Source organism: Actinoplanes sp. NPDC026623 (genome assembly GCF_040638275.1).
In the GTDB taxonomy this organism is placed as follows: Bacteria; Actinomycetota; Actinomycetes; order Mycobacteriales; family Micromonosporaceae; genus Actinoplanes.
This window is the reverse complement of record NZ_JBEZXZ010000190.1, coordinates 1-17,389: the sequence shown is the minus strand read 5'-3', so window position 1 is coordinate 17,389 and position 17,389 is coordinate 1. Positions and strand designations below refer to the sequence as shown.

Genomic DNA, 17,389 nt, shown 5'->3' with positions numbered 1-17,389 from the left:
GTCGACTGGGCGGCCATGGAGGACGAGTTCCAGGGCGTCGTGCCGCCGCGGTTCGCCGCCGCCGGTGACGAGCCCGAGCCCGTCGGCGGCCACGCCGACCGGGCGCACGACGTCGAGCGGGCCACGATCACCCTCGCCGACGTCGGCGGGATGGACGAGGTGAAACAGCGGCTCGAGCTCGCGTTCCTCGGGCCGCTGCGCAACCCGGAGCTGCGCAGCCTGTTCGGCAAGAGCCTGCGCGGCGGGCTGCTGCTCTACGGCCCGCCCGGGTGCGGCAAGACCTTCCTCGCCCGGGCGGTCGCCGGCGAGATGGGTGCCGGGTTCATCTCGCTCTCGATCGTCGACGTGCTCAACATGTGGGTCGGCAGCTCGGAGCGCAACCTGCACGACCTGTTCACCGCCGCCCGCGCGCACGCGCCCTGCGTGCTGCTGCTCGACGAGATCGACGCCCTCGGCCACAAGCGCCACCAGCTGAGCTCGTCGGCGATGCGCACCCTGGTCAACCAGCTGCTCACCGAGCTCGACGGCGTCGACGGCAACAACGACGGCGTGTTCGTGCTGGCCGCGACGAACGCGCCGTGGGACGTCGACGCCGCGCTGCGCCGCCCCGGCCGCCTCGACCGGACCGTGCTGGTCCTGCCGCCCGACGCGGCCGCCCGCGGCGCGATCCTCGAATACCACCTGCGCGACCGGCCCATCGCCGGCATCGACCTGCGCGCCCTCGCGGCCGCCACGGAGCACTTCTCCGGCGCCGACCTCGCCCACGTCTGCGAGACCGCGGCCGAGTTCGCCATGCGCGACGCGATCACCACCGGCGAGGTCCGGATGATCTCCCAGCGGGACATGACCACCGCGGTACGCGAGGTCCGCCCGTCCACCGGCGCCTGGTTCGCCAGTGCCCGCAACGTCGCCATGTTCGGCAACGAGAGCGGCGAGTACGACGACCTGGCCGCGTACCTGAAGAAGCGCAAGCTGCTGTGACCGGGAACGACGCGTACCGCAGGGCCTGGCACCTCGCCGAGGCCGGCCGCCACGCGGACGCCGAGTCCGTGCTGCGCGCGGCCCTGGCCACCGATCCGGCCGACGCCCGCCTGCTGACGCTGCTCGGATACGTGCTGCGCCGCCGGTTCGACTACGTGTCCGCGCTGGCGGCCTGCGACGCGGCGGTCGCGGCCCGGCCCGGCCACGCCGAGGCGCACGCCGAGCGCGCCGAGTCACTGCTGTGCCTGCTCCGCGACGCCGACGCGATCGCCGCGGCGAACGAGGTCGTCCGGCTCGCCCCGCAGGATCCGTCCGGCCATCTGGTCCTGGCCCGCGCGCTGGCGTCGGACCGCCGCCTGACCGAGGCCCGGGCGGCGGCCGACCGCGGCCGGTCGCTGGCCCCGCAATCGGTCGACGGCCTGCTCACCGTCGCCGACGTCGCCCGCGTCACCGGCCGGCGGGACGCGGCCGAGCAGGCGGCGAAGGACGCGCTGGCGATCGACCCCGAGAACGCCTACGGCCGCTGGCTGCTCGCCATGATCGACGCCGAGCGGCTGCGGGTCGGCCGGTCGATGCGGGCGCTGCGCGACGTCGCGGCCGAGAATCCGTCGCGGCCCGACGTCGTCTCGATGACCTGGCCGATCCGGAGCCTGCTCAGCGCGCTGCGCACCTGGTTCGCGGTGGCGATCGCGCTGGTCGCGACCGCCACCCTGGCCGGCGTCTGGTGGCACCTGGCGACGACCGGCGGCCGGATCCTGGCCGCGCTGTTCGCCGCCGTGATCGCCGGCTTCGCGCTGCGGGTGCTGGTTCCGGCGGGCGGACTGCCCTGGCGCTGCCTGCGCCTGTCGCCCGGCCTGCTGCGCCGCGCCGCGCACGGCGGCATGGTCACCGTTGGCGCGCAGGTCGCGCTTCTCATCGGGTACGCGGTGACGGGCCTGTGGTGGCTGCCGGTGCTCGCCCTGGCGGCGGTGCCGGTGCTGTGGGGCTTCGGGCTCGCCGAGCTGCTCGGCGCGCGGATGGACGACCCCGGATACCTGCACGCGCTGAAGGACCTCGGCCGCGACTTCCGGGACTGGGGCGACGAACTGCGCCAGTGGTGGCGCGACACCAAGCGCGAACTCCGCGAGACCTGGCACGACGACAACCCGGACTCGACGCCGCCGCGATCCGGCCCGGCACCGAGGTGAGTCCCGGACGGGCGGGCGGATCCCGGTCACCGGGACTGCGGCAAGGCGGCGGGCCGCCGGGCCGGCCGGCCGACTAGCGTCGATCGGGCAATCGGGGTGGTTTCGGGGGTTCGGGAGGCTCGGTGGGGACGTCATCCACGGCGACGGTCAGGTTGCCCGGATCCAAATCGGTGACCGCGCGGGCGCTGTTCCTGGCCGCCCTGGCCGACGGCACCAGCCGGCTGATCAGCCCGCTGGAGTCGGCCGACACAGTCGCGTTCGCCGGCGCGCTGTCCGCGCTCGGCTTCCCCGTCCGGCGCGACGAGGACGTCTGGACCATCACCGGAAACCCGTCCGGGCCGCCGGCGGAGGCGGCGAGCGCATGGTGCCATGACTCCGGCACGGCGGCGCGGTTCCTGCCGGCGCTGGTGTCGCTCGGCACCGGCGACTTCACCATCGACGCCAGCGACCAGATGCGGGCCCGCCCGATGGGGCCGCTGCTGCGGGCGCTGCGCGCCCTCGACGTCCGGGTGCGGGCCGAGGACGGCGACCGGCTGCCGTGGCGGATCTCCGCCGACGGCGTGGCGGGCGGGCCGGTGCAGATCGACGCCGGCACCTCCAGCCAGTACCTGAGCGCCCTGTGCCTGATGGCCCCGGCCACCAAGAACGGCCTGGACATCGCGGTCCTCGACGAGGTCTCCGTGCCGTACGTGGAGATGACGCTCGCCATGATGCGTGACTTCGGCGCGGTCGTCGCCCGCGACGGGTCGCGCATCGTCGTGGAGCCCGGCACCTACCAGGCCCGGGAGTACGTCATCGAGCCGGACGCGTCGACCGCGTCCTACTTCTTCGCGGCCGCCGCGGTCACCGGCAACACGGTGACCGTTCTCGGGCTCGGGCGGCGGTCGCTGCAGGGCGACCTCCGGTTCGCCACCGAGGTCCTCGCCGCCATGGGCTGCCGGGTCACGGTGGAGGACGACCGGACCACGGTGACCGGTCCCGCCGTGCTGCGCAGCCCCGGCGAGGTGGTCATGCGCGACATCAGCGACACCATGATGACCCTCGCCGCGATCGCCCCGTTCGCCGACGGACCGGTCCGGATCACCGACGTGGGCAACGTCCGGTTCAAGGAGTCCGACCGGATCGACGCCATGGCCGCCGCCCTCGGCGCCTGCGGCATCACCACCAGCAGCGGACCGGACTGGCTCGAGATCGTCCCCGGCGTCCCGCGCGCGGCCCGGATCCGGACCCACGCCGACCACCGGATCGCGATGAGCATGAGCGTGCTGGGCATCCGCACCCCGGGCCTGGAGTTCGACGACCCCGACTGCGTCCGCAAGACCGTCCCGGACTTCCACCACCGCTTCGCCGACCTGCAGCGGGCGTGGCGGCAGCCCTGATCTGGCGTCACTCCGCGCGCACGTGGTCGATGTGGACCACGCCGCCGGTGTTGAGGAAGACCCACACCGTCCGGATCCGCGACACGTCGAGGGTGACGCCGGCCGGGCACTCGATGTCGTCGAACGGCTCGCTGATCCTGCGGCCGGCCCGCGGGCCGGTCCACGCCCAGCGGCCGCCCCGGCACCAGGTGAAGTCGTCGCCGACCGGGACGGCGACCTCGCCGACGCCGGCCCGGAGCGGCCGGTGAGGTGGGCGGGCCGGTGGTGCCGGCCCGCCCCGGGCGTCAGCAGTTGCGCAGCTCGGGAGACTGGTTGAGCAGCTGGCCGCGCGCCGACACGAACGCCTGGTATCGCTCGCCGCCGACCGCGCCGAAGCGGAAGGCCGCGACCCGGTGGCAGTTCTGGAACGCGAGCTTCGCGCCGAAGTGCCGCTCGAGCCCGCCCCGGATCGAGTCGCTGGCCAGGGCGCGCAGCAACTGGCCGCGCTCCACCTCGGACGGCGGCGGGATCTCGTGGTCGGCGAACTCCCTGCCGTCCTTCAGGTCGGCCATCACCTTGCCGACGACCTCCCAGGCGTACGGGAGGGAGGTGCGGACGCAGTCGACGAACTCGGCGTCGGAGACCTCGCCGCGCTCGGCGACGGTGAGCAGGCCGGGGGAGACGTTCAGGGACATGACATTCCTTCCGGTACGGGAAGCCGCCGGCGGCGCGCCGGCGACACACACAGCTTGTTGGTAATGGTTTTCATTGTAAAGTCCACCGCGCCGAAGTCACCCGGCCGGGGTTGACCATGGCGGGGCGGGCCGGTTGGATGAGGCCGGTGATCCTCGACTGGCCCGGCTGCGACAACGCCCGTGACCTCGGCGGACTGCCCACTCACGACGGTGCCCGGATCCTGCCGGGTGCGCTGCTGCGCGCGGGTCACCTCGGCGGGCTCACCCCGGCGGCGCTCGGCGCGATCCGCGCGGCGGGCGTGTCGCGGGTGGTGGACCTGCGCTGGCACCGCGAGCTGGCGGCGGACCCGAGCCCGTTCGCCGGCGATCCGATCTATGCGCACGTGCCGCTGCTCATGGACGAGCTCGACTACGAGTTCACCGACGACTCGTACGGGCCGCTGCTCGACCACAACCGGGAGCATGTCGCGGCCGGCTTCCGTGCCCTGGCGCTGGCGCCGCCGGGCGGGGTGCTCGTGCACTGTAACGCCGGCCGGGACCGGACGGGCACCCTGGTGGCGCTCGCGCTCGGCGTCGCCGGGGTCGCGCCACGAGCGATCGCCGAGGACTACGCGCTCACCGCCGGATGCGCGGCGGACACCATGCTCAACACCCTCGCGCACGCCGACCTGGCGTACGGCGGCGTCGAGGCGTATCTGCTCTCCATCGGCGTGAGCCGGGGGCAGGTCGACGCGGTCCGCACGCGCCTGCGCTCGCGCCCGGCCGTCAGGTGAGCAGCGCCCAGCTGCGGCGGTCGCCCCAGATCGAGTACGGGTCGAGGTAGGGGCGGACGAGCGTGGTCAGCTCCGGGTCGCCGACGCCGCGCAGCTCGTCCTGGGCGATCTTGCGGACGGTGCCGGCGAGGATGTCGGCGAGCTGGATCCGCGGCTCGGCCTCGGCCGCGGCGAGCCGCAGCCCCTCCAGCCGCAGGGGCGCGGCGATCAGCGGCCGGATCCGGCTGATCCGCTCGTCCGGCAGCATCGTCTGGCGGTCGTGCAGGATCGACACCGGCGTACCGTCGGCACCCCAGCGGCCGACGGTCCGGACCACCGCCGGGATCAGCGGGTCGAGCACGGACAGCGCGGGGTCGTCGCGCAGCCGGACCCGGAACGCCTCGGCGCGCGCCCGGCCGCCGAGCTGGCCGGCCAGCCGGTAGAAGGCCTCGACCGGGCCGCTGACGTCCTGGCGGTCCCGGCCGCGCATGAGGTCGTTGGCCGCCACCAGGTAGTCGTGGCCGGGGCGGCCGGCGAAGAGCTGGTCGGACAGGATCCGGGCCGGGCAGTCGGGGGACAGCCCCGCCGTGGTCGGGTCGGCGAGCAGCAGGTCGGTGAGCTTGCCGAGGACGAAGTAGACCTTGTCGATGACGAAGACGTGCGCCCGCCGGAACAGCGGGCTGGACGGCCCGAGCAGCCAGACCAGCACGGACCGGTGCTTCTCCCGCAGCAGGTGGTTGGCCTTGTACTGGGTCGCGGGGGAGCGGATCCGGCCGCGCAGCTCCGCGAGGCAGGCCCGCGCGGTGTCGGGGCTGAGGCGGACCCCCGCGTGGGCGAACACGTCGGTGGTCGTGTCGATGAGTTTCTCGCCCTCGTACCCGGACTCGTCACACGCGATCTCGAGGGTCTCCACCCCGGCATTGTCGCGCGGCGCGGGTCGCCCGGAGAACCGGCGATCGGCGGCCGGTACGGTGGCAGCGCCAGACGGTCGTTCAGGCCGATGACGTCCATTTCATCGACAGCCCGGTGGCGGCGCGTTCGGTGCGTACCTCCATCGCGGTGCCGAGGATCGTCGCCCGGTCGACGACGATCGGCTGGTCGTCCAGGCCGTAGGTGATCCGGTCCGACACGAACACCGGGGTGCCGGCGTCCTGCCGCAGCAGGTCCGCCACCGGTGCGGCCAGCAGTTCCGGGCGCAGCACCTCCGTCGCCCGGTGCACGACCACGCCGTGGGCGGCGAGCGCCGCGTACAGGGAGGTGCCGCTCAGGTCCGCGTCGCGCAGGGCGGCGCCGGCGGGGGAGCGGACCCAGGAGAGCTGGTGCACGGCCGGGCGGCCCGCCAGCAGGCGCAGCCGCTCCAGCCGCAGGGCCCGGTCGGTGCCGAGCTGGGCGGCCACCCACGCGGGCGGCCGGCGCAGCGTCTGCCCCAGGATCTCGGTGCTGACCGTGCGGCCCTGCGCGCGCAGGTCCTCGGCCAGGCCCCGCAGCGAGTCCAGCCGGTAGGTCGCCAGCGGCTCGGCCACGAACGTGCCGCGGCCCGGCTGCTGGGAGAGCAGGCCGTCGTCCTCCAGCTGCTGCAGGGCCTGGCGCAGCGTGACAAGCGTGACCCCGTACGCGGAGCTGAGCTCCCGCTGCGGCGGCAGCGCGGAACCCGGCGGCAGCTCCCCGCCGCGGATCTTCGCGGCGAGGTCAGCCGCGATGACCCGATACTTCGGCGTGCGGCGTTCCAGGAGACACCCCCAGGTCGAGTGCGGCGCGAAGGGCCGCGACCGCGCGTCCGAGGTCGGCGGGCGTGGCTCCGTCGAGAACCCTACGCATGAGCGCCGAAGCCACGACGGCGCCGTCCCCGGCGCGCCCCGCCGCGGCGGCCTGCTCGGGCGTCGAGATACCGAAGCCGAGCAGCACCGGCAGGCCGGTGACCGCCTTGACCCGGGCCGCCAGCGCCGTGGCGGTGCCGGCCAGCACGTCGCGCTCGCCGGTCGTGTCCATGACGCTGATCGCGTACACGAAGCCGCGGCTGCGGGCGCCGATCTCGCGCAGCCGGCCGTCGGGTGTCGAGGGCGCGGCCAGCAGCACCAGGGCGATGCCGGCCGCGGCGGCGCCGGCCTCGAGCGCGGCGGACTCCTCGAGCGGCAGGTCGGTCACGATCAGGCCGGAGACCCCGGCCGCGGCGAGCCGGGCGATCCCGTCCCGCAGGATCAGGTTCGTGTACGTCATGACGACGACCGGCACCCGCAGCGGCGTGGCCCGCAGGTCGGCGAGGACCGAGTCCATGGTGGCGCCGCGGGCGAGCGCGGCGTCGGAGGCCTGCTGGATGGTCGCGCCGTCGAGCATCGGGTCGGAGAACGGCAGCCCGACCTCGATCGCGTCGGCGCCGGCCTCCTGGTAGGCGAGCAGATAGCCGGTCCAGTCCGCCGTGATGCCGCCGGTCACGTACGGCACGAGCAGCGGCCGTCCGGCGGCCCGCAGCCGCGCCTCGAGTCCCGGGCGTTCGTCGTGGTTCATCGCAGGCCCTCCATCAGCTGTGAGACGTCCTTGTCGCCGCGGCCCGACAGGGTCAGCAGCACGGTGGAGCCGGCCGGCAGCGCCGGGGTGCCGGCGGCGCGCAGCACCCACGCCACCGCGTGCGCGGATTCGAGCGCGCAGATGATGCCCTCCCGCTCGGCGAGCCGGCGCACGGCGCGGACCACCTCGTCGTCGGTGACGGTCACGTACTGCGCGCGGCCCGACGCGCCGAGGTGCGCGTGCTCCGGACCGACGCCCGGGTAGTCGAGGCCCGCCGCGATCGAGTGCGCCTCCGCTATCTGCCCGTGCTCGTCCTGCAGCAGCCGCGACCGGGAGCCGTGCAGCACGCCCGGCTCGCCCGACGACATCGCCGCGCCGCCGGCCGCCTCCACGCCGATCAGCCGGGCCGCGGTGTCCACGAAACCCGCGAACGTGCCCGCCGCGTTGGAGCCGCCGCCCACGCAGGCGACCACCACGTCGGGGTCCGGGCACTGCCCGCGCGCCTCGTCCCCGATCACCCGCTGAAACTCCCGGACCATCCACGGGTACGGGTGTGGCCCGGCGACCGACCCCAGGCAGAAGTGCGCGTCGTCGACGGCCGTGACCCAGTGCCGCATCGCCTCGTTGGTGGCGTCCTTGAGGGTGCGGCTGCCGCCGGTCACCGGCACCACCTCGGCGCCGAGCATGCGCATCCGGAAGACGTTGAGCTGCTGGCGCTCGATGTCGCGCTCGCCCATGAAGATGGTGGCCCGCAGGCCGAAGAGCGCCGCGGCCGTTGCGGTGGCAACCCCGTGCTGGCCGGCCCCGGTCTCGGCGATCAGCCGGCCGCGGCCCATCCGGCGGGCGAGCAGCGCTTGCCCCAGCACGTTATTGATCTTGTGGGAGCCGGTGTGTGCGAGGTCCTCGCGCTTGAGCAGCAGGGTGATGCCGAGCTCCGCGGAGAGGTTGCGGGCCGCGGTCAGCGGGGTGGGCCGCCCGGCATAGGTGGTCCGGTAGTCGTCCAGCTCGCGGTGGAACTCCGGGTCGGCCCAGGCCGCCCGGAACGCCTCGTCGACGGCGGTGCAGGCCGGGATCAGTGACTCCGGCACGTATCTGCCGCCGAACTCCCCGAAGCGCCCGCCGGCCGCGGGCTCCTGCATGACAACGGTCATCGCCAACCTCCAAAGTTCTAGAACTCTCGTCGGAGTCTGCCATAACGCGGCCAAGAGTTCTAGAACTTTCGGTCGCCAGGGAATCACCTGCCATCCAGTGAAGATGGTGATTGTCGGCGGCGGGTGCCGTCGTGCCGGACCGCCGGGCAACCTCCGGCGGTGTCCACGGTGGAGCGGCGGGACGTTTGCCTGCCGTGCGCCGGACGGTACGATCCCCGCCATGCCTGGTTCACAGCTGACCGGTCTCGATGTTCCGGAGACCCCGCAGGATCCCGAGATCTCGCCGGGCACCGACGACCGGAAGCCGATCCGGCGCCGACGCCGGCGGCGGATTCTGATCATCACGTCGGTCGTGCTGCTGGTGCTCGCCGGCGGCGGCGCGGCGGGCGCCTCGCTCTACGCGCGCTCGATCGACAAGAGCGTCGCCCGCATCGAGGCGTTCGACAAGGTGCCGGAGCAGCAGCGCCCGCAGAAGGCGCCGGTCGCCGGCGACGCGATGAACTTCCTCATGCTGGGCAGCGACACCCGCGATCCGAACGCCACGGGCGGCTCGCGCAGCGACACCATCATCGTGCTGCACCTGCCGAAGGACCGGTCCGGGGCGCAGCTCATCTCGATACCGCGCGACACCTGGGTGCACGTGCCGAAGAGCGCGGACGGCCGGCACGGCGACGTGGACGCGAAGATCAACGCGGCGTTCGCCTGGGGCGGTCCGGCGCTGACCGTGCAGACGGTCGAGGCCTACACCGGCGTCCGGATCGACCACGTGGTCATGGTGGACTTCGCCGGCTTCAAGGAGATCGTGGACGCGCTCGGCGGGGTGACCATCGACGTCGAGAAGTCGTTCACCTCCACCCACTCGCTGGGCGCGGACCGGGTCCGGCACTTCGACAAGGGCCCGCAGCAGATGGACGGCTCCGCGGCGCTCGACTACGCCCGCGAGCGCTACTCGTTCGCCGACGGCGACTTCGCCCGGATCCGGCACCAGCAGCAGGTGATCAAGGCCATCCTGAACAAGGCGTCGTCCGGCGGGATCCTGACCAACCCGGCCCGGCTCAACTCGTTCCTGCGCGCCACCGCAAGCTCGGTCGCCGTCGACGACACCCTCAACATGCTCGGCATGGCGGGCGACCTGCGGCACCTGCGCGGCGAGAACCTGGTCTTCTACACCAGCCCGAGCGCCGGTACGGGCACCCGGTCCGGACAGAGCGTGGTGTTCCCGGACCGGGCGCGGGCGAAGGCCCTGTTCACCGCGGTGCGCCAGGACGACGTGGCGAAGATCGCCGCGGCGGCGTCGTCCGGCTGACCGCGCCGTCAGACGGGATCACCGCTTGCGGATCAGCGTGACCCCGTCGCGGACGGCGAGCATCACGGAGTCGACGCGGTCGTCGGCCAGCACGCTCTCGTTGAGCTTGCGCATCGTGTGGTGTGCCGGCCGGGTGGGGTCGAGGACCTGGCCGGCCTGCAGGACGTTGTCGAGGACCAGGAGGCCGCCGGGGCGCAGGCGGGGGAGGAGCGCCTCGTAGTAGTCCGGGTAGCCGACCTTGTCCGCGTCGACGAACGCGAAGTCGATGACGGGGTCGGCGGGCAGCGCCCGCAGGGTCTGGATCGCCGGTGCGATGCGCAGGTCGATGCGCTGCTCGACGCCGGCCCGCTGCCAGTACTTGCGGGCGAGCGCGGTCCATTCCTCGGAGACGTCACAGGCGAGCAGCCGGCCGGTCGGCGGCAGCCCGCGGGCGATGCAGAGGGCCGAGTAGCCGGTGAAGACGCCCACCTCGACGGCGTAGGAGGCGCCGGTGAGCTGGACCAGCATCGTCAGCAGCCGGCCCTCGTCGTCGGACACCTGCATCTCGGCGGCGTCCGGGAACATGGCGGACGTCTCGGCGGCGAGGTCGCGCAGGACGTCGTCGGCGGGCGTGCTGTTGGCGTGAACGTAGGCCGCGATGGCCGGAGTGATGATGTCCGTCATGGCTAAAGCGTCGAATATTTTCGATGCTTAAGCAACCCCTGTCCTTGAAAAAGTGGCGACGATACTAGACAGTTAGCCGCGTGCGAGAGGGCCACAACGACCTGGTGCTGAGCGAACCCGACCAGTTCAGGGCGCTCGGCCACCCACTGCGGCACCGGCTGCTGCTCGCGCTCCGGCAGCGCCCGGCGACCCTCGCCCAGCTCGCGGCGGCGCTCGGCGCGACGAAGGGCACCGTCGGCTACCACGTCAAGATTCTCGAACGGGCCGGGCTCCTGCGGGTGGCCTCCACCCGGCGGGTGCGAGGCGGCGTCGAGCAGTACTACGAACCCACCAGCAAACGGCTGCGCATCGCGCCCGACGCGCCGGTCGGCGGCGACTTCCTCGTCAGGGCCGCGCTGGCCGAGATGCTGCCGGCCGACGAGGCGGCCCCGGACGTCACCATCCTGCGCCACCTTCGCCTGACCGTCGCGCAGGCCCGGAACCTCGCGGCCGGCCTCGAGCGGTTCGCCGAGGGCGAGCACGTCCCGGCCGGGCAGGACGCCGGCCGGCACCACGGCCTCCTGCTCAGCCTGTACCGCGCCGACATTCCCGCCCTGCCCGACGACCCGTCGCAGTAGCGGGAGCATGCGATCGCCGGTGCGGCGCCTGGAGTTCGGGCCGTCGATCGACGAGGATCGGCAGCCGTGACCGACGTCAGCGCTGCCACCTTCGTCGACAGCCTGCGCGCGGCGCCCCTCGGGCCCGGCGGGCCGGTGCCGGGCACGGACGACGCGGAGCCGCGCCTCGGCCTGGCGATGGGAACGATCTTCAACCTGGCCAAGGAGTACCTCGACCTGCCCCTCGGCGAGATCGAGGTGCTGCTGGACACCCCCCTCTACGAGGCCCGCGTCGGCGCACTGTCGATCATGGACAAGAAGGCGCGCCGGAAGAGGACCGGCCCGGACGAGCGCCGCGGGCTCTACGAGCTGTACCTGCGCCGGATGGACCGCATCGACGACTGGGGGCTCGTCGACCTCGGCGCGCAGTACGTCATCGGCGGCTACCTGTTCGACAAGCCGCGCGACGTGCTGTACCGGCTGGCCCGGTCGCCGAACGTGTGGGAGCGGCGCACCGCCATCTGGGCGACCATGTTCTTCGTGCGCCAGGGCGACACCAACGACATGTACGCCATCGCCGAGTTGCTGGTCGACGATCCGGAGCACTTCGTGCAGACGGTCGTCGGCGGGATGCTGCGCACCGCGGGGGACCACGACGCCGACCGGCTGCGCGCCTTCCTCGACAACCACGCGGCGACCATGCCGCGCACGGCGCTGCGCTACTCCATCGAGCATCTGGACCGGCCGGAGCGCGCCCACTACCTGTCGCTGGCTCAGGCCCGGCGCTCCTGACCCTCGGCGGCGAGGTATTCGGCGAGCCGGGCGGCCCCGGTGAGCAGGGCCGTGCCGCGCTCGGTGAGCCGTTCCCGCCACTGCCGCAGCGACGCGGCGAGCGGCTCCGCGCCGCCGGCCGCGCGCACCTGACCCAGCACGGCGGCGATGTGGTCGAGCCGGTAACCGCCGCGGCGCAACAGGTGAGCGAGTTCGGCGTCGCGGACATCGTCCGGCGAGTAGACGCGGTAGCGGGTCGCCGGGTCGCGCACCGGCCGCAGGATGCCGGCCCGCTCCCACTTGCGCAGCGTCGCCGGCCGTACGCCGAGCCGGTGCGCCACCGCGCTGATCGGCACCGCCCCGCGGCCCGTCGGTTCACGCTCCGCAGCGGTGAGCACCGTGACCGCCTCCTCGACCGCGTCCAGGGTCTCCCGGTCGCGCTGCAGCAGGGCATGGCTGCGGTCGATCGCGCGCAGCGCCGCGGGAAGCTCGCCCCGGTTGACCGCGCGCATGATCTCGCCGCCGGTGGCGTAACCGTGGCCCGCTGTCAGCGCGAGATAGGCGCTCAGCGCCTTGGCGTGCACCTCGGTGAACTGGCGGTAGCCGCTCGCGCTGCGCCCCGCGATCGGCAGGACGCCGTCACGCTCGTAGTTGCGCACGGCCTGCGCCGAGAGGCCGTGCACGCGCGCGAGGTCCGCCGGGCGGCGTGTCCCGCTGTTTGAGGGTTTCGTCGTCGTCACCGCGTTCAGTCGTGGGAAAGTCTCAACGGGCGGTTCAACGATACCGTTGATGGAATGACTTCCCTTCTCGACCTGTTCGCCGTGCCGCCGACGCTGCTCGCCTTCGGCGAGCCGACGCATGGCGAGTCCGCCTTCCTCCAGCTTCGCAACGAGGCCTTCGCGTCGCTGGCCGGGCACGGCTACCGGTCGATCGCGCTGGAGAGCGACCGGGCCGCGGCGCTGGTCGCCGACGAATTCGTCCAGGGCTCCGCCGCCGTGACGATCGACCGCGCGCTCGCCGAGGGATTCACCCACGGGTTCGGCGACGCCCCGGCCAACCGCGACCTGCTGGTCTGGATGCGCGCCTGGAACGCCGGCCGGCCCGCCGCCGAACGCCTGACGTTCCACGGCTTCGACGCCCCGCTGGAGATCGGCGGCGCGCCCAGCCCGGGCGGCTACCTCGCCGAGGTCTGCCGCTTCCTCGGCGTCGACCGGACGGCGGAGATCGACGCCCTGATCGGCGACGACGCCCGGTGGAGCGACACCGCCGCGATCTGGGAGCCGGGCAGGTCGATCGGGCGCTCCGCCGACGCCCAGCGCCTGCGGGTGATCGCCGACGACCTGATCGGCGAGCTCTATCTGCAGGCGCCCCGGCGCCCCGAGGGCTGGCGGGCGGCGCTCGTACGGGCGACGACCGCGATCGGCCTGCTGCGCTATCACGCCGAGGCCGCCGCGCCGCTGCCGCAGGAGGAACGCGTCGCCCGCCTGGTCGGCGTCCGCGACGCGCTGATGGCCGAGAACCTGCTCGCCATCCGCTGCGCCGAGACGCATCGCGGGCCGACACTGGTCTTCGCGCACAACCGGCACCTGCAGCGCCACCCCAGCACGATGACGATGTCCGGCATGGACCTGACCTGGTTCAGCGCCGGCGCGATCGTCGCAACACTGCTCGGCGACCGGTACGCGATGATCGCCGGCAGCCTCGGCGCCAGCCCCGCGCTCGGCATCGAGGCGCCCGAACCCTCGACCTACGAGGGCCGGCTGCAGCAGCTGACCGACCTTCCCCGCTACCTCGCCGCGGCCGAGGTCGAACCGGCCGGGCAGCGCACCCACGACTACCGCTACTTCCCGCTGGACCGGGCCACCATCGACCAGGCCGACGCGGTGCTGCACATCCCGACCGGCGTCGACCCGGCCGTGCTCGCCGACCGGATCCTCGCCCTGCCCGGCGTCGACCAGCTCGTCGCGAGCAAGGAGAACGACTCACCCGAGGGCGCCTGGGGCGACCGGTTCTTCTACGTCGGCCCCGACCGCCGGCAGCCGTTCGCCACCATCGTCGAACACGACGTGCCCGGCTTCGACGAGGCCTCCCAGCTCGACCGCCCCGGCGTCTTCCGGCTCAACCTCGACCTCGGCCGAGCCGAATTCGAGCGGCTCTTCGGCTTCGCGCCCAAGGACTTCGAGAAGCACCGCGACGAGTTCGACTTCGCCCGGCTCGACACCGTCGTGCCGCACCCGGGCTACGCCCTGTACGGCTTCGGCAGCATCGTCATGCCCGGCCCGCACCTGCTGCCCGAGGTCGACCGGCTGCTGGCGATCGCACACGCCCGAGCGGTCGACCGCCACGAGCGCGCCACCCGCCGGTCACCCGGCCACGAAGGCTGACGCGGCCGGCCGCACCGGCGGGCGCCGTGCGGAATACTGTCGCAACGGCCGGGGATTCTGATCGTGACCGCGGGATGGTCTCGGCGTCGCCCCGTTGCCGATGCACGAGCTGACCGCCGGCCTGGTGACCGGCGCGCTGCGGTCCTGCCTCGACCGGGAGACCTACCGCGACCGCGCCGCCGGACTCGCCCGCCGGATCCGCGCCGAGGACGGCCCGGGCGTCGTGCTCTCGCTCATATCGCGCCTCTGACCACCGGCCACCGTCACCGGTCCGCGAGGTCGTCGGCGGTGCCGGCGACGGCCGGTCCGCACCCGGGGGGAAGATTGGCGACGACCAGGGCGACAGCGTCGCGCGGGTCGCCGGTCTCTCCGATGTCCGCCGGTCCCCGGGGCGAGCGGGTCTCCCACCCGGTGACGCGGTATCTCCCGGCCACGGGAGTGATCACTGGAACGTCGTGGGTGTAGGGGAAGCCGGTGCAGCGGCTGAAGTTCAGCGAGCGGTGGCTGTGAAAGGGGAACAGGGCCCGCAGTCGCGGCTCGGCGTAAGCCGCCTCGATGAGGGCGTGGTCGACGTAGGGCGGCGCGCTCTGGCGGTAGATCGTCCACCTGGTCTCGACCGCGATGCTCAGCTCGTCAGCCTCGGCGGGGGTGCGGTCCCGGCCGAGCCCGGGATCGAGGGCGGCCATCTCAGATCAGCTCGGCGTCGTGGACGAGCAGTGCGACCTGGACCCGGTTGTTCAGGCCGAGCTTGGCGAGCAGCCGCGAGACGTGCCCCTTCACGGTCGGCACGCTCATGGTGAGCCCGGCGGCGATCTCCGCGTTCGACCAGCCCCGGCCCAGCGCGACCGCGACCTCCCGCTCCCGGGAGGTGAGCACGGCCAGGGCGCTGCGGGCGCGGTCGCGGCGCGGCCCGGCGGCGGGGTCCGCGACGTGGTCGATGAGCTGCCGGATGACGGCCGGGGACAGCGTCGCGGCGCCGCCGGCCACCGTGCGCACCGCCTCGATGATGTCGCGGGGCGGGGTGTCCTTGAGCAGGAAGCCGCTGGCCCCGGCGCGCAGCGCGTCCAGCACGTGCTCGTCGGCGTTGAACGTGGTCAGCACGATGACCTGGGGCGGCGAGGGGCGCGACCGGAGCCGCCGGGTGGCGATCAGCCCGTCGATCTTCGGCATCCGGATGTCCATCAGCACCACGTCGGGCCAGTGCGCGTCGGCGAGGGCCGCGGCGTCCGCGCCGTCGCCCGCCTCGGCGACCACCTCGATGTCGGGCGAGCCGCCGAGCAGGATCCGCAGCCCGGCCCGGACCAGCGGATCGTCGTCCACGATGGCCAGCCGGATCGGCCGGTCGGTCAGCTCGGCCATGGCAGCCACGCCTCGAGGCGGAACGCGTCGCCGCTGCGGCCGTACTCGACCCGGCCGCCGGCCAGCCTCGCCCGCTCGCCCACGCCGATCAGGCCCGCACCCGCGCCCGGCACCTCGGACGACCGCGCCGCCGGCGTACACGGGTTGGTGATCCGGATCCGCAGCCCGGCGCCGGCCGCGCCGCTGAGCAGCACCTCGACCCGCTCGCCGGGGGAGTGCTTGCGCGCGTTGGTCAGCCCCTCCTGCACGATCCGGTACGCCGTGCGCCCCAGCAGGACCGGCGGCCCGGCCGCCGCCGGCTCGCACCGGTAGCCGATCGTCATGCCCATCGCGCGGGCGCCCGCCACCAGGTCCGGCACGTCGACCAGGCCGGGCTGCGGCGGCTCGGGCCGGCCCGCGGCGCCCTCGCGCAGCACCCCGATCACCCCGCGCAGCTCCTGCAGCGCCTCGTGCGCGCTGGTCCGGATGGCGCCCGCCGCGATCGCGATCTCGTCCGGCCCGGCGTCGGTGCGGACCTCGAGCGCGCCGGCGTGCAGGCTGACCATCGACATCCGGTGCGCGAGCACGTCGTGCATCTCGCGCGCGATCCGGGCCCGCTCGGTCAGCCTCGCCTGGTCGACGCGCAGCTGCTGCTCCGCCTCCAGCCGGGCGGCGTGCTCGCGCAGCGACTCCGTCAGCCCCCGGTACGCGCCGACGAACATGCCCCAGCCGAGCGCGCCCGCCGCGGTGCAGGTCCGCACCACCAGGTCGACCCAGAGCGGGAACTCCGGGTTGTCGTGCAGCAGGTAATACACCGGCACGAGCGCCACGTAGACCCCGCCGAGCAGCAGCGCGACCGTGCCCCGGCGGCGCACCGCGACGGTGAACAGCGCGACGAGGGCGGCGCCGGTCGCCATCACGGAGACCGCCGTCAGCGGGAGCAGCGCCGCGGCGACCGCGATCGGCCGCTGCCGGCGCCGCAGCAGCGCGAGGCAGCCGAGCGCGCCGAGCGCGGCGTCGGCGAACCAGGGCAGCGGCGCGCCCGCGCGGGTGGCGTCGCCGAGCCGCAGCATCAGGGCGCCGTACCCGAGGGCGACGGTGATGGCGATGCCGTCGGCCAGCCGGTTCCGCGCCGCCGCGCGGGGGTCGCCGGCGGGACCGGGTACGAGCAGCGCGAACAGCAACGCGGACATGCGCCGAGCCTACGGGCCGGTGCCGGGGGCGGGCACCGCCGTAGGTCGCCCGGAGCCCCCTACCGAAGTAGGTGCCCGTACCGGATCCGCGGGCCGATGTGTGCGGGCGCCGGCGGCGGCCATGCTCGGCCGATGCTGATCAGATTGTGGTGGGTGCCGGCGGCGCTCTGGGGCATCGTCGCGGGGTGGTGGACGCCGCGCGGCCCGCTGACGGGCGCCGAGGCGCTGTGTTCGATCGGGCTGAGCCTGGCGGTGGGCGGCCTGGCGGGCTGGGCGAGCAGGTCGCGCTGGTCGATGCTGGTCGCGCCGTCGGTGTTCGTGCTCACCCTCGAACTCCTGCGGCTGCGCCTGGCCGGGCCGTCGGTCGACGCCCCGCACGCGAGCACCTTCGGCATCCTCGTGCTGGTCGCCGGGCGGGGCGTGCAGGCCCTGCTGACGGTGCTGCGGTTGCGGCTGGCCCCGGCGGACCGCACCGGCGTCGCGGGCGGCGGGGTGCTGACCGCTCCACT

Annotated in this window: 20 protein-coding genes and 1 pseudogene; 11 read left to right on the top strand and 10 right to left on the bottom strand. The window is 74.0% G+C overall.

What is annotated here, in order from left to right:
* From AB0F10_RS36325 to AB0F10_RS36310, 4 genes are all read left to right on the top strand, one after another.
* A partial coding sequence (locus tag AB0F10_RS36325) for an ATP-binding protein (RefSeq protein WP_360635948.1) occupies positions 1–981 on the top strand: 981 nt, incomplete at its 5' end.
* Positions 978–2,168 (top strand): tetratricopeptide repeat protein, encoded by a 1,191-nt coding sequence (locus AB0F10_RS36320; protein ID WP_360635945.1) that lies wholly within the window; start codon positions 978–980, stop codon positions 2,166–2,168. The genes AB0F10_RS36325 and AB0F10_RS36320, both read left to right, overlap by 4 nt.
* 122 nt (positions 2,169–2,290) lie before the next feature.
* Positions 2,291–3,547 carry a 3-phosphoshikimate 1-carboxyvinyltransferase gene (gene aroA, locus AB0F10_RS36315; RefSeq protein WP_360635942.1) on the top strand — a complete coding sequence of 419 codons (1,257 nt, stop codon included), beginning with the start codon at positions 2,291–2,293 and terminating at the stop codon, positions 3,545–3,547.
* Positions 3,532–3,795: a hypothetical protein gene (locus AB0F10_RS36310; RefSeq protein WP_360635939.1), complete on the top strand. Its 264-nt coding sequence runs from the start codon at positions 3,532–3,534 to the stop codon at positions 3,793–3,795. The genes aroA and AB0F10_RS36310 overlap by 16 nt, the downstream gene beginning before the upstream one ends.
* A gap of 36 nt (positions 3,796–3,831) precedes the next feature.
* Here the strand turns inward: AB0F10_RS36310 and AB0F10_RS36305 are convergent, their stop codons facing one another.
* Positions 3,832–4,221 carry an SCO5389 family protein gene (locus tag AB0F10_RS36305; RefSeq protein ID WP_360635936.1) on the bottom strand — a complete coding sequence of 130 codons (390 nt, stop codon included), beginning with the start codon at positions 4,219–4,221 and terminating at the stop codon, positions 3,832–3,834.
* Positions 4,222–4,367: 146 nt separating this feature from the next.
* Here AB0F10_RS36305 and AB0F10_RS36300 point away from each other — a divergent pair, with 146 nt between their 5' ends.
* Positions 4,368–4,994 carry a tyrosine-protein phosphatase gene (locus AB0F10_RS36300; protein ID WP_360635933.1) on the top strand — a complete coding sequence of 209 codons (627 nt, stop codon included), beginning with the start codon at positions 4,368–4,370 and terminating at the stop codon, positions 4,992–4,994.
* Here AB0F10_RS36300 and AB0F10_RS36295 read toward each other — a convergent pair.
* From AB0F10_RS36295 to trpB, 4 genes are all read right to left on the bottom strand, one after another.
* Positions 4,987–5,886 carry a hypothetical protein gene (locus AB0F10_RS36295; protein WP_360635930.1) on the bottom strand — a complete coding sequence of 300 codons (900 nt, stop codon included), beginning with the start codon at positions 5,884–5,886 and terminating at the stop codon, positions 4,987–4,989. The genes AB0F10_RS36300 and AB0F10_RS36295 overlap by 8 nt on opposite strands.
* A 79-nt stretch (positions 5,887–5,965) precedes the next feature.
* Positions 5,966–6,634: a GntR family transcriptional regulator gene (locus AB0F10_RS36290; RefSeq protein WP_360635951.1), complete on the bottom strand. Its 669-nt coding sequence runs from the start codon at positions 6,632–6,634 to the stop codon at positions 5,966–5,968.
* Positions 6,635–6,662: 28 nt separating this feature from the next.
* Complete coding sequence (gene trpA / locus AB0F10_RS36285; protein WP_360635927.1) at positions 6,663–7,478, bottom strand: tryptophan synthase subunit alpha; 816 nt, start codon at positions 7,476–7,478, stop codon at positions 6,663–6,665.
* Positions 7,475–8,629 carry a tryptophan synthase subunit beta gene (gene trpB / locus AB0F10_RS36280; RefSeq protein WP_360635923.1) on the bottom strand — a complete coding sequence of 385 codons (1,155 nt, stop codon included), beginning with the start codon at positions 8,627–8,629 and terminating at the stop codon, positions 7,475–7,477. The genes trpA and trpB overlap by 4 nt, the downstream gene beginning before the upstream one ends.
* A 220-nt stretch (positions 8,630–8,849) precedes the next feature.
* Between trpB and AB0F10_RS36275 the strand changes: the two genes are divergently transcribed.
* Positions 8,850–9,935 carry an LCP family protein gene (locus AB0F10_RS36275; RefSeq protein ID WP_360635920.1) on the top strand — a complete coding sequence of 362 codons (1,086 nt, stop codon included), beginning with the start codon at positions 8,850–8,852 and terminating at the stop codon, positions 9,933–9,935.
* A gap of 18 nt (positions 9,936–9,953) precedes the next feature.
* Here the strand turns inward: AB0F10_RS36275 and AB0F10_RS36270 are convergent, their stop codons facing one another.
* A complete protein-coding gene (locus tag AB0F10_RS36270) occupies positions 9,954–10,598 on the bottom strand; it encodes a class I SAM-dependent methyltransferase (RefSeq protein ID WP_360635917.1) in 645 nt (214 codons plus the stop codon).
* An 80-nt stretch (positions 10,599–10,678) separates the two neighbouring features.
* Here AB0F10_RS36270 and AB0F10_RS36265 point away from each other — a divergent pair, with 80 nt between their 5' ends.
* Complete coding sequence (locus AB0F10_RS36265; RefSeq protein WP_360635914.1) at positions 10,679–11,215, top strand: helix-turn-helix domain-containing protein; 537 nt, start codon at positions 10,679–10,681, stop codon at positions 11,213–11,215.
* Between the two features lie 66 nt (positions 11,216–11,281).
* Positions 11,282–11,986 (top strand): DNA alkylation repair protein, encoded by a 705-nt coding sequence (locus tag AB0F10_RS36260; protein ID WP_360635911.1) that lies wholly within the window; start codon positions 11,282–11,284, stop codon positions 11,984–11,986.
* Here the strand turns inward: AB0F10_RS36260 and AB0F10_RS36255 are convergent.
* Positions 11,968–12,705, bottom strand: a complete 738-nt coding sequence (locus AB0F10_RS36255; RefSeq protein ID WP_360635908.1) for a TioE family transcriptional regulator — start codon at positions 12,703–12,705, stop codon at positions 11,968–11,970. The genes AB0F10_RS36260 and AB0F10_RS36255 overlap by 19 nt on opposite strands.
* 54 nt (positions 12,706–12,759) lie before the next feature.
* On the opposite strand from AB0F10_RS36255, the gene AB0F10_RS36250 reads away from it, so the two are divergent.
* A complete protein-coding gene (locus tag AB0F10_RS36250; protein ID WP_360635905.1) occupies positions 12,760–14,349 on the top strand; it encodes a DUF6194 family protein in 1,590 nt (529 codons plus the stop codon).
* Between the two features lie 100 nt (positions 14,350–14,449).
* On the top strand, positions 14,450–14,599 hold the full coding sequence (locus AB0F10_RS36245; protein WP_360635902.1) for a hypothetical protein: 150 nt from the start codon (positions 14,450–14,452) through the stop codon (positions 14,597–14,599).
* Between the two features lie 13 nt (positions 14,600–14,612).
* Here the strand turns inward: AB0F10_RS36245 and AB0F10_RS36240 are convergent, their stop codons facing one another.
* Genes AB0F10_RS36240 through AB0F10_RS36230 form a run of 3 tightly spaced genes read right to left on the bottom strand, consistent with a single transcriptional unit; the run spans position 14,613 to position 16,880 of the window.
* A complete protein-coding gene (locus AB0F10_RS36240; protein WP_360635899.1) occupies positions 14,613–15,035 on the bottom strand; it encodes a DUF6193 family natural product biosynthesis protein in 423 nt (140 codons plus the stop codon).
* Between the two features lies 1 nt (position 15,036).
* A complete protein-coding gene (locus AB0F10_RS36235) occupies positions 15,037–15,708 on the bottom strand; it encodes a response regulator transcription factor (RefSeq protein ID WP_360635896.1) in 672 nt (223 codons plus the stop codon).
* Positions 15,696–16,880, bottom strand: coding sequence for a histidine kinase (locus tag AB0F10_RS36230; protein ID WP_360635893.1), 1,185 nt, complete (start codon positions 16,878–16,880; stop codon positions 15,696–15,698). Before AB0F10_RS36230 ends, AB0F10_RS36235 begins: the two co-directional genes overlap by 13 nt.
* Before the next feature lie 132 nt (positions 16,881–17,012).
* Here AB0F10_RS36230 and AB0F10_RS36225 point away from each other — a divergent pair.
* Positions 17,013–17,389: pseudogene (locus tag AB0F10_RS36225) on the top strand (hypothetical protein); the annotation flags it as partial.

What these genes read in the sequence shown, in the direction of transcription:
- AB0F10_RS36230 (WP_360635893.1), bottom strand. Translation starts at nt 16,880, where the DNA reads ATGTCCGCGTTGCTGTTCGCGCTGCTCGTACCCGGTCCCGCCGGCGAC.
- AB0F10_RS36305 (WP_360635936.1), bottom strand. Translation starts at nt 4,221, where the DNA reads ATGTCCCTGAACGTCTCCCCCGGCCTGCTCACCGTCGCCGAGCGCGGC.
- AB0F10_RS36240 (WP_360635899.1), bottom strand. Translation starts at nt 15,035, where the DNA reads ATGGCCGCCCTCGATCCCGGGCTCGGCCGGGACCGCACCCCCGCCGAG.
- trpA (WP_360635927.1), bottom strand. Translation starts at nt 7,478, where the DNA reads ATGAACCACGACGAACGCCCGGGACTCGAGGCGCGGCTGCGGGCCGCC.
- AB0F10_RS36270 (WP_360635917.1), bottom strand. Translation starts at nt 10,598, where the DNA reads ATGACGGACATCATCACTCCGGCCATCGCGGCCTACGTTCACGCCAAC.
- AB0F10_RS36250 (WP_360635905.1), top strand. Translation starts at nt 12,760, where the DNA reads ATGACTTCCCTTCTCGACCTGTTCGCCGTGCCGCCGACGCTGCTCGCC.
- AB0F10_RS36235 (WP_360635896.1), bottom strand. Translation starts at nt 15,708, where the DNA reads ATGGCCGAGCTGACCGACCGGCCGATCCGGCTGGCCATCGTGGACGAC.
- AB0F10_RS36245 (WP_360635902.1), top strand. Translation starts at nt 14,450, where the DNA reads ATGCACGAGCTGACCGCCGGCCTGGTGACCGGCGCGCTGCGGTCCTGC.
- trpB (WP_360635923.1), bottom strand. Translation starts at nt 8,629, where the DNA reads ATGACCGTTGTCATGCAGGAGCCCGCGGCCGGCGGGCGCTTCGGGGAG.
- AB0F10_RS36275 (WP_360635920.1), top strand. Translation starts at nt 8,850, where the DNA reads ATGCCTGGTTCACAGCTGACCGGTCTCGATGTTCCGGAGACCCCGCAG.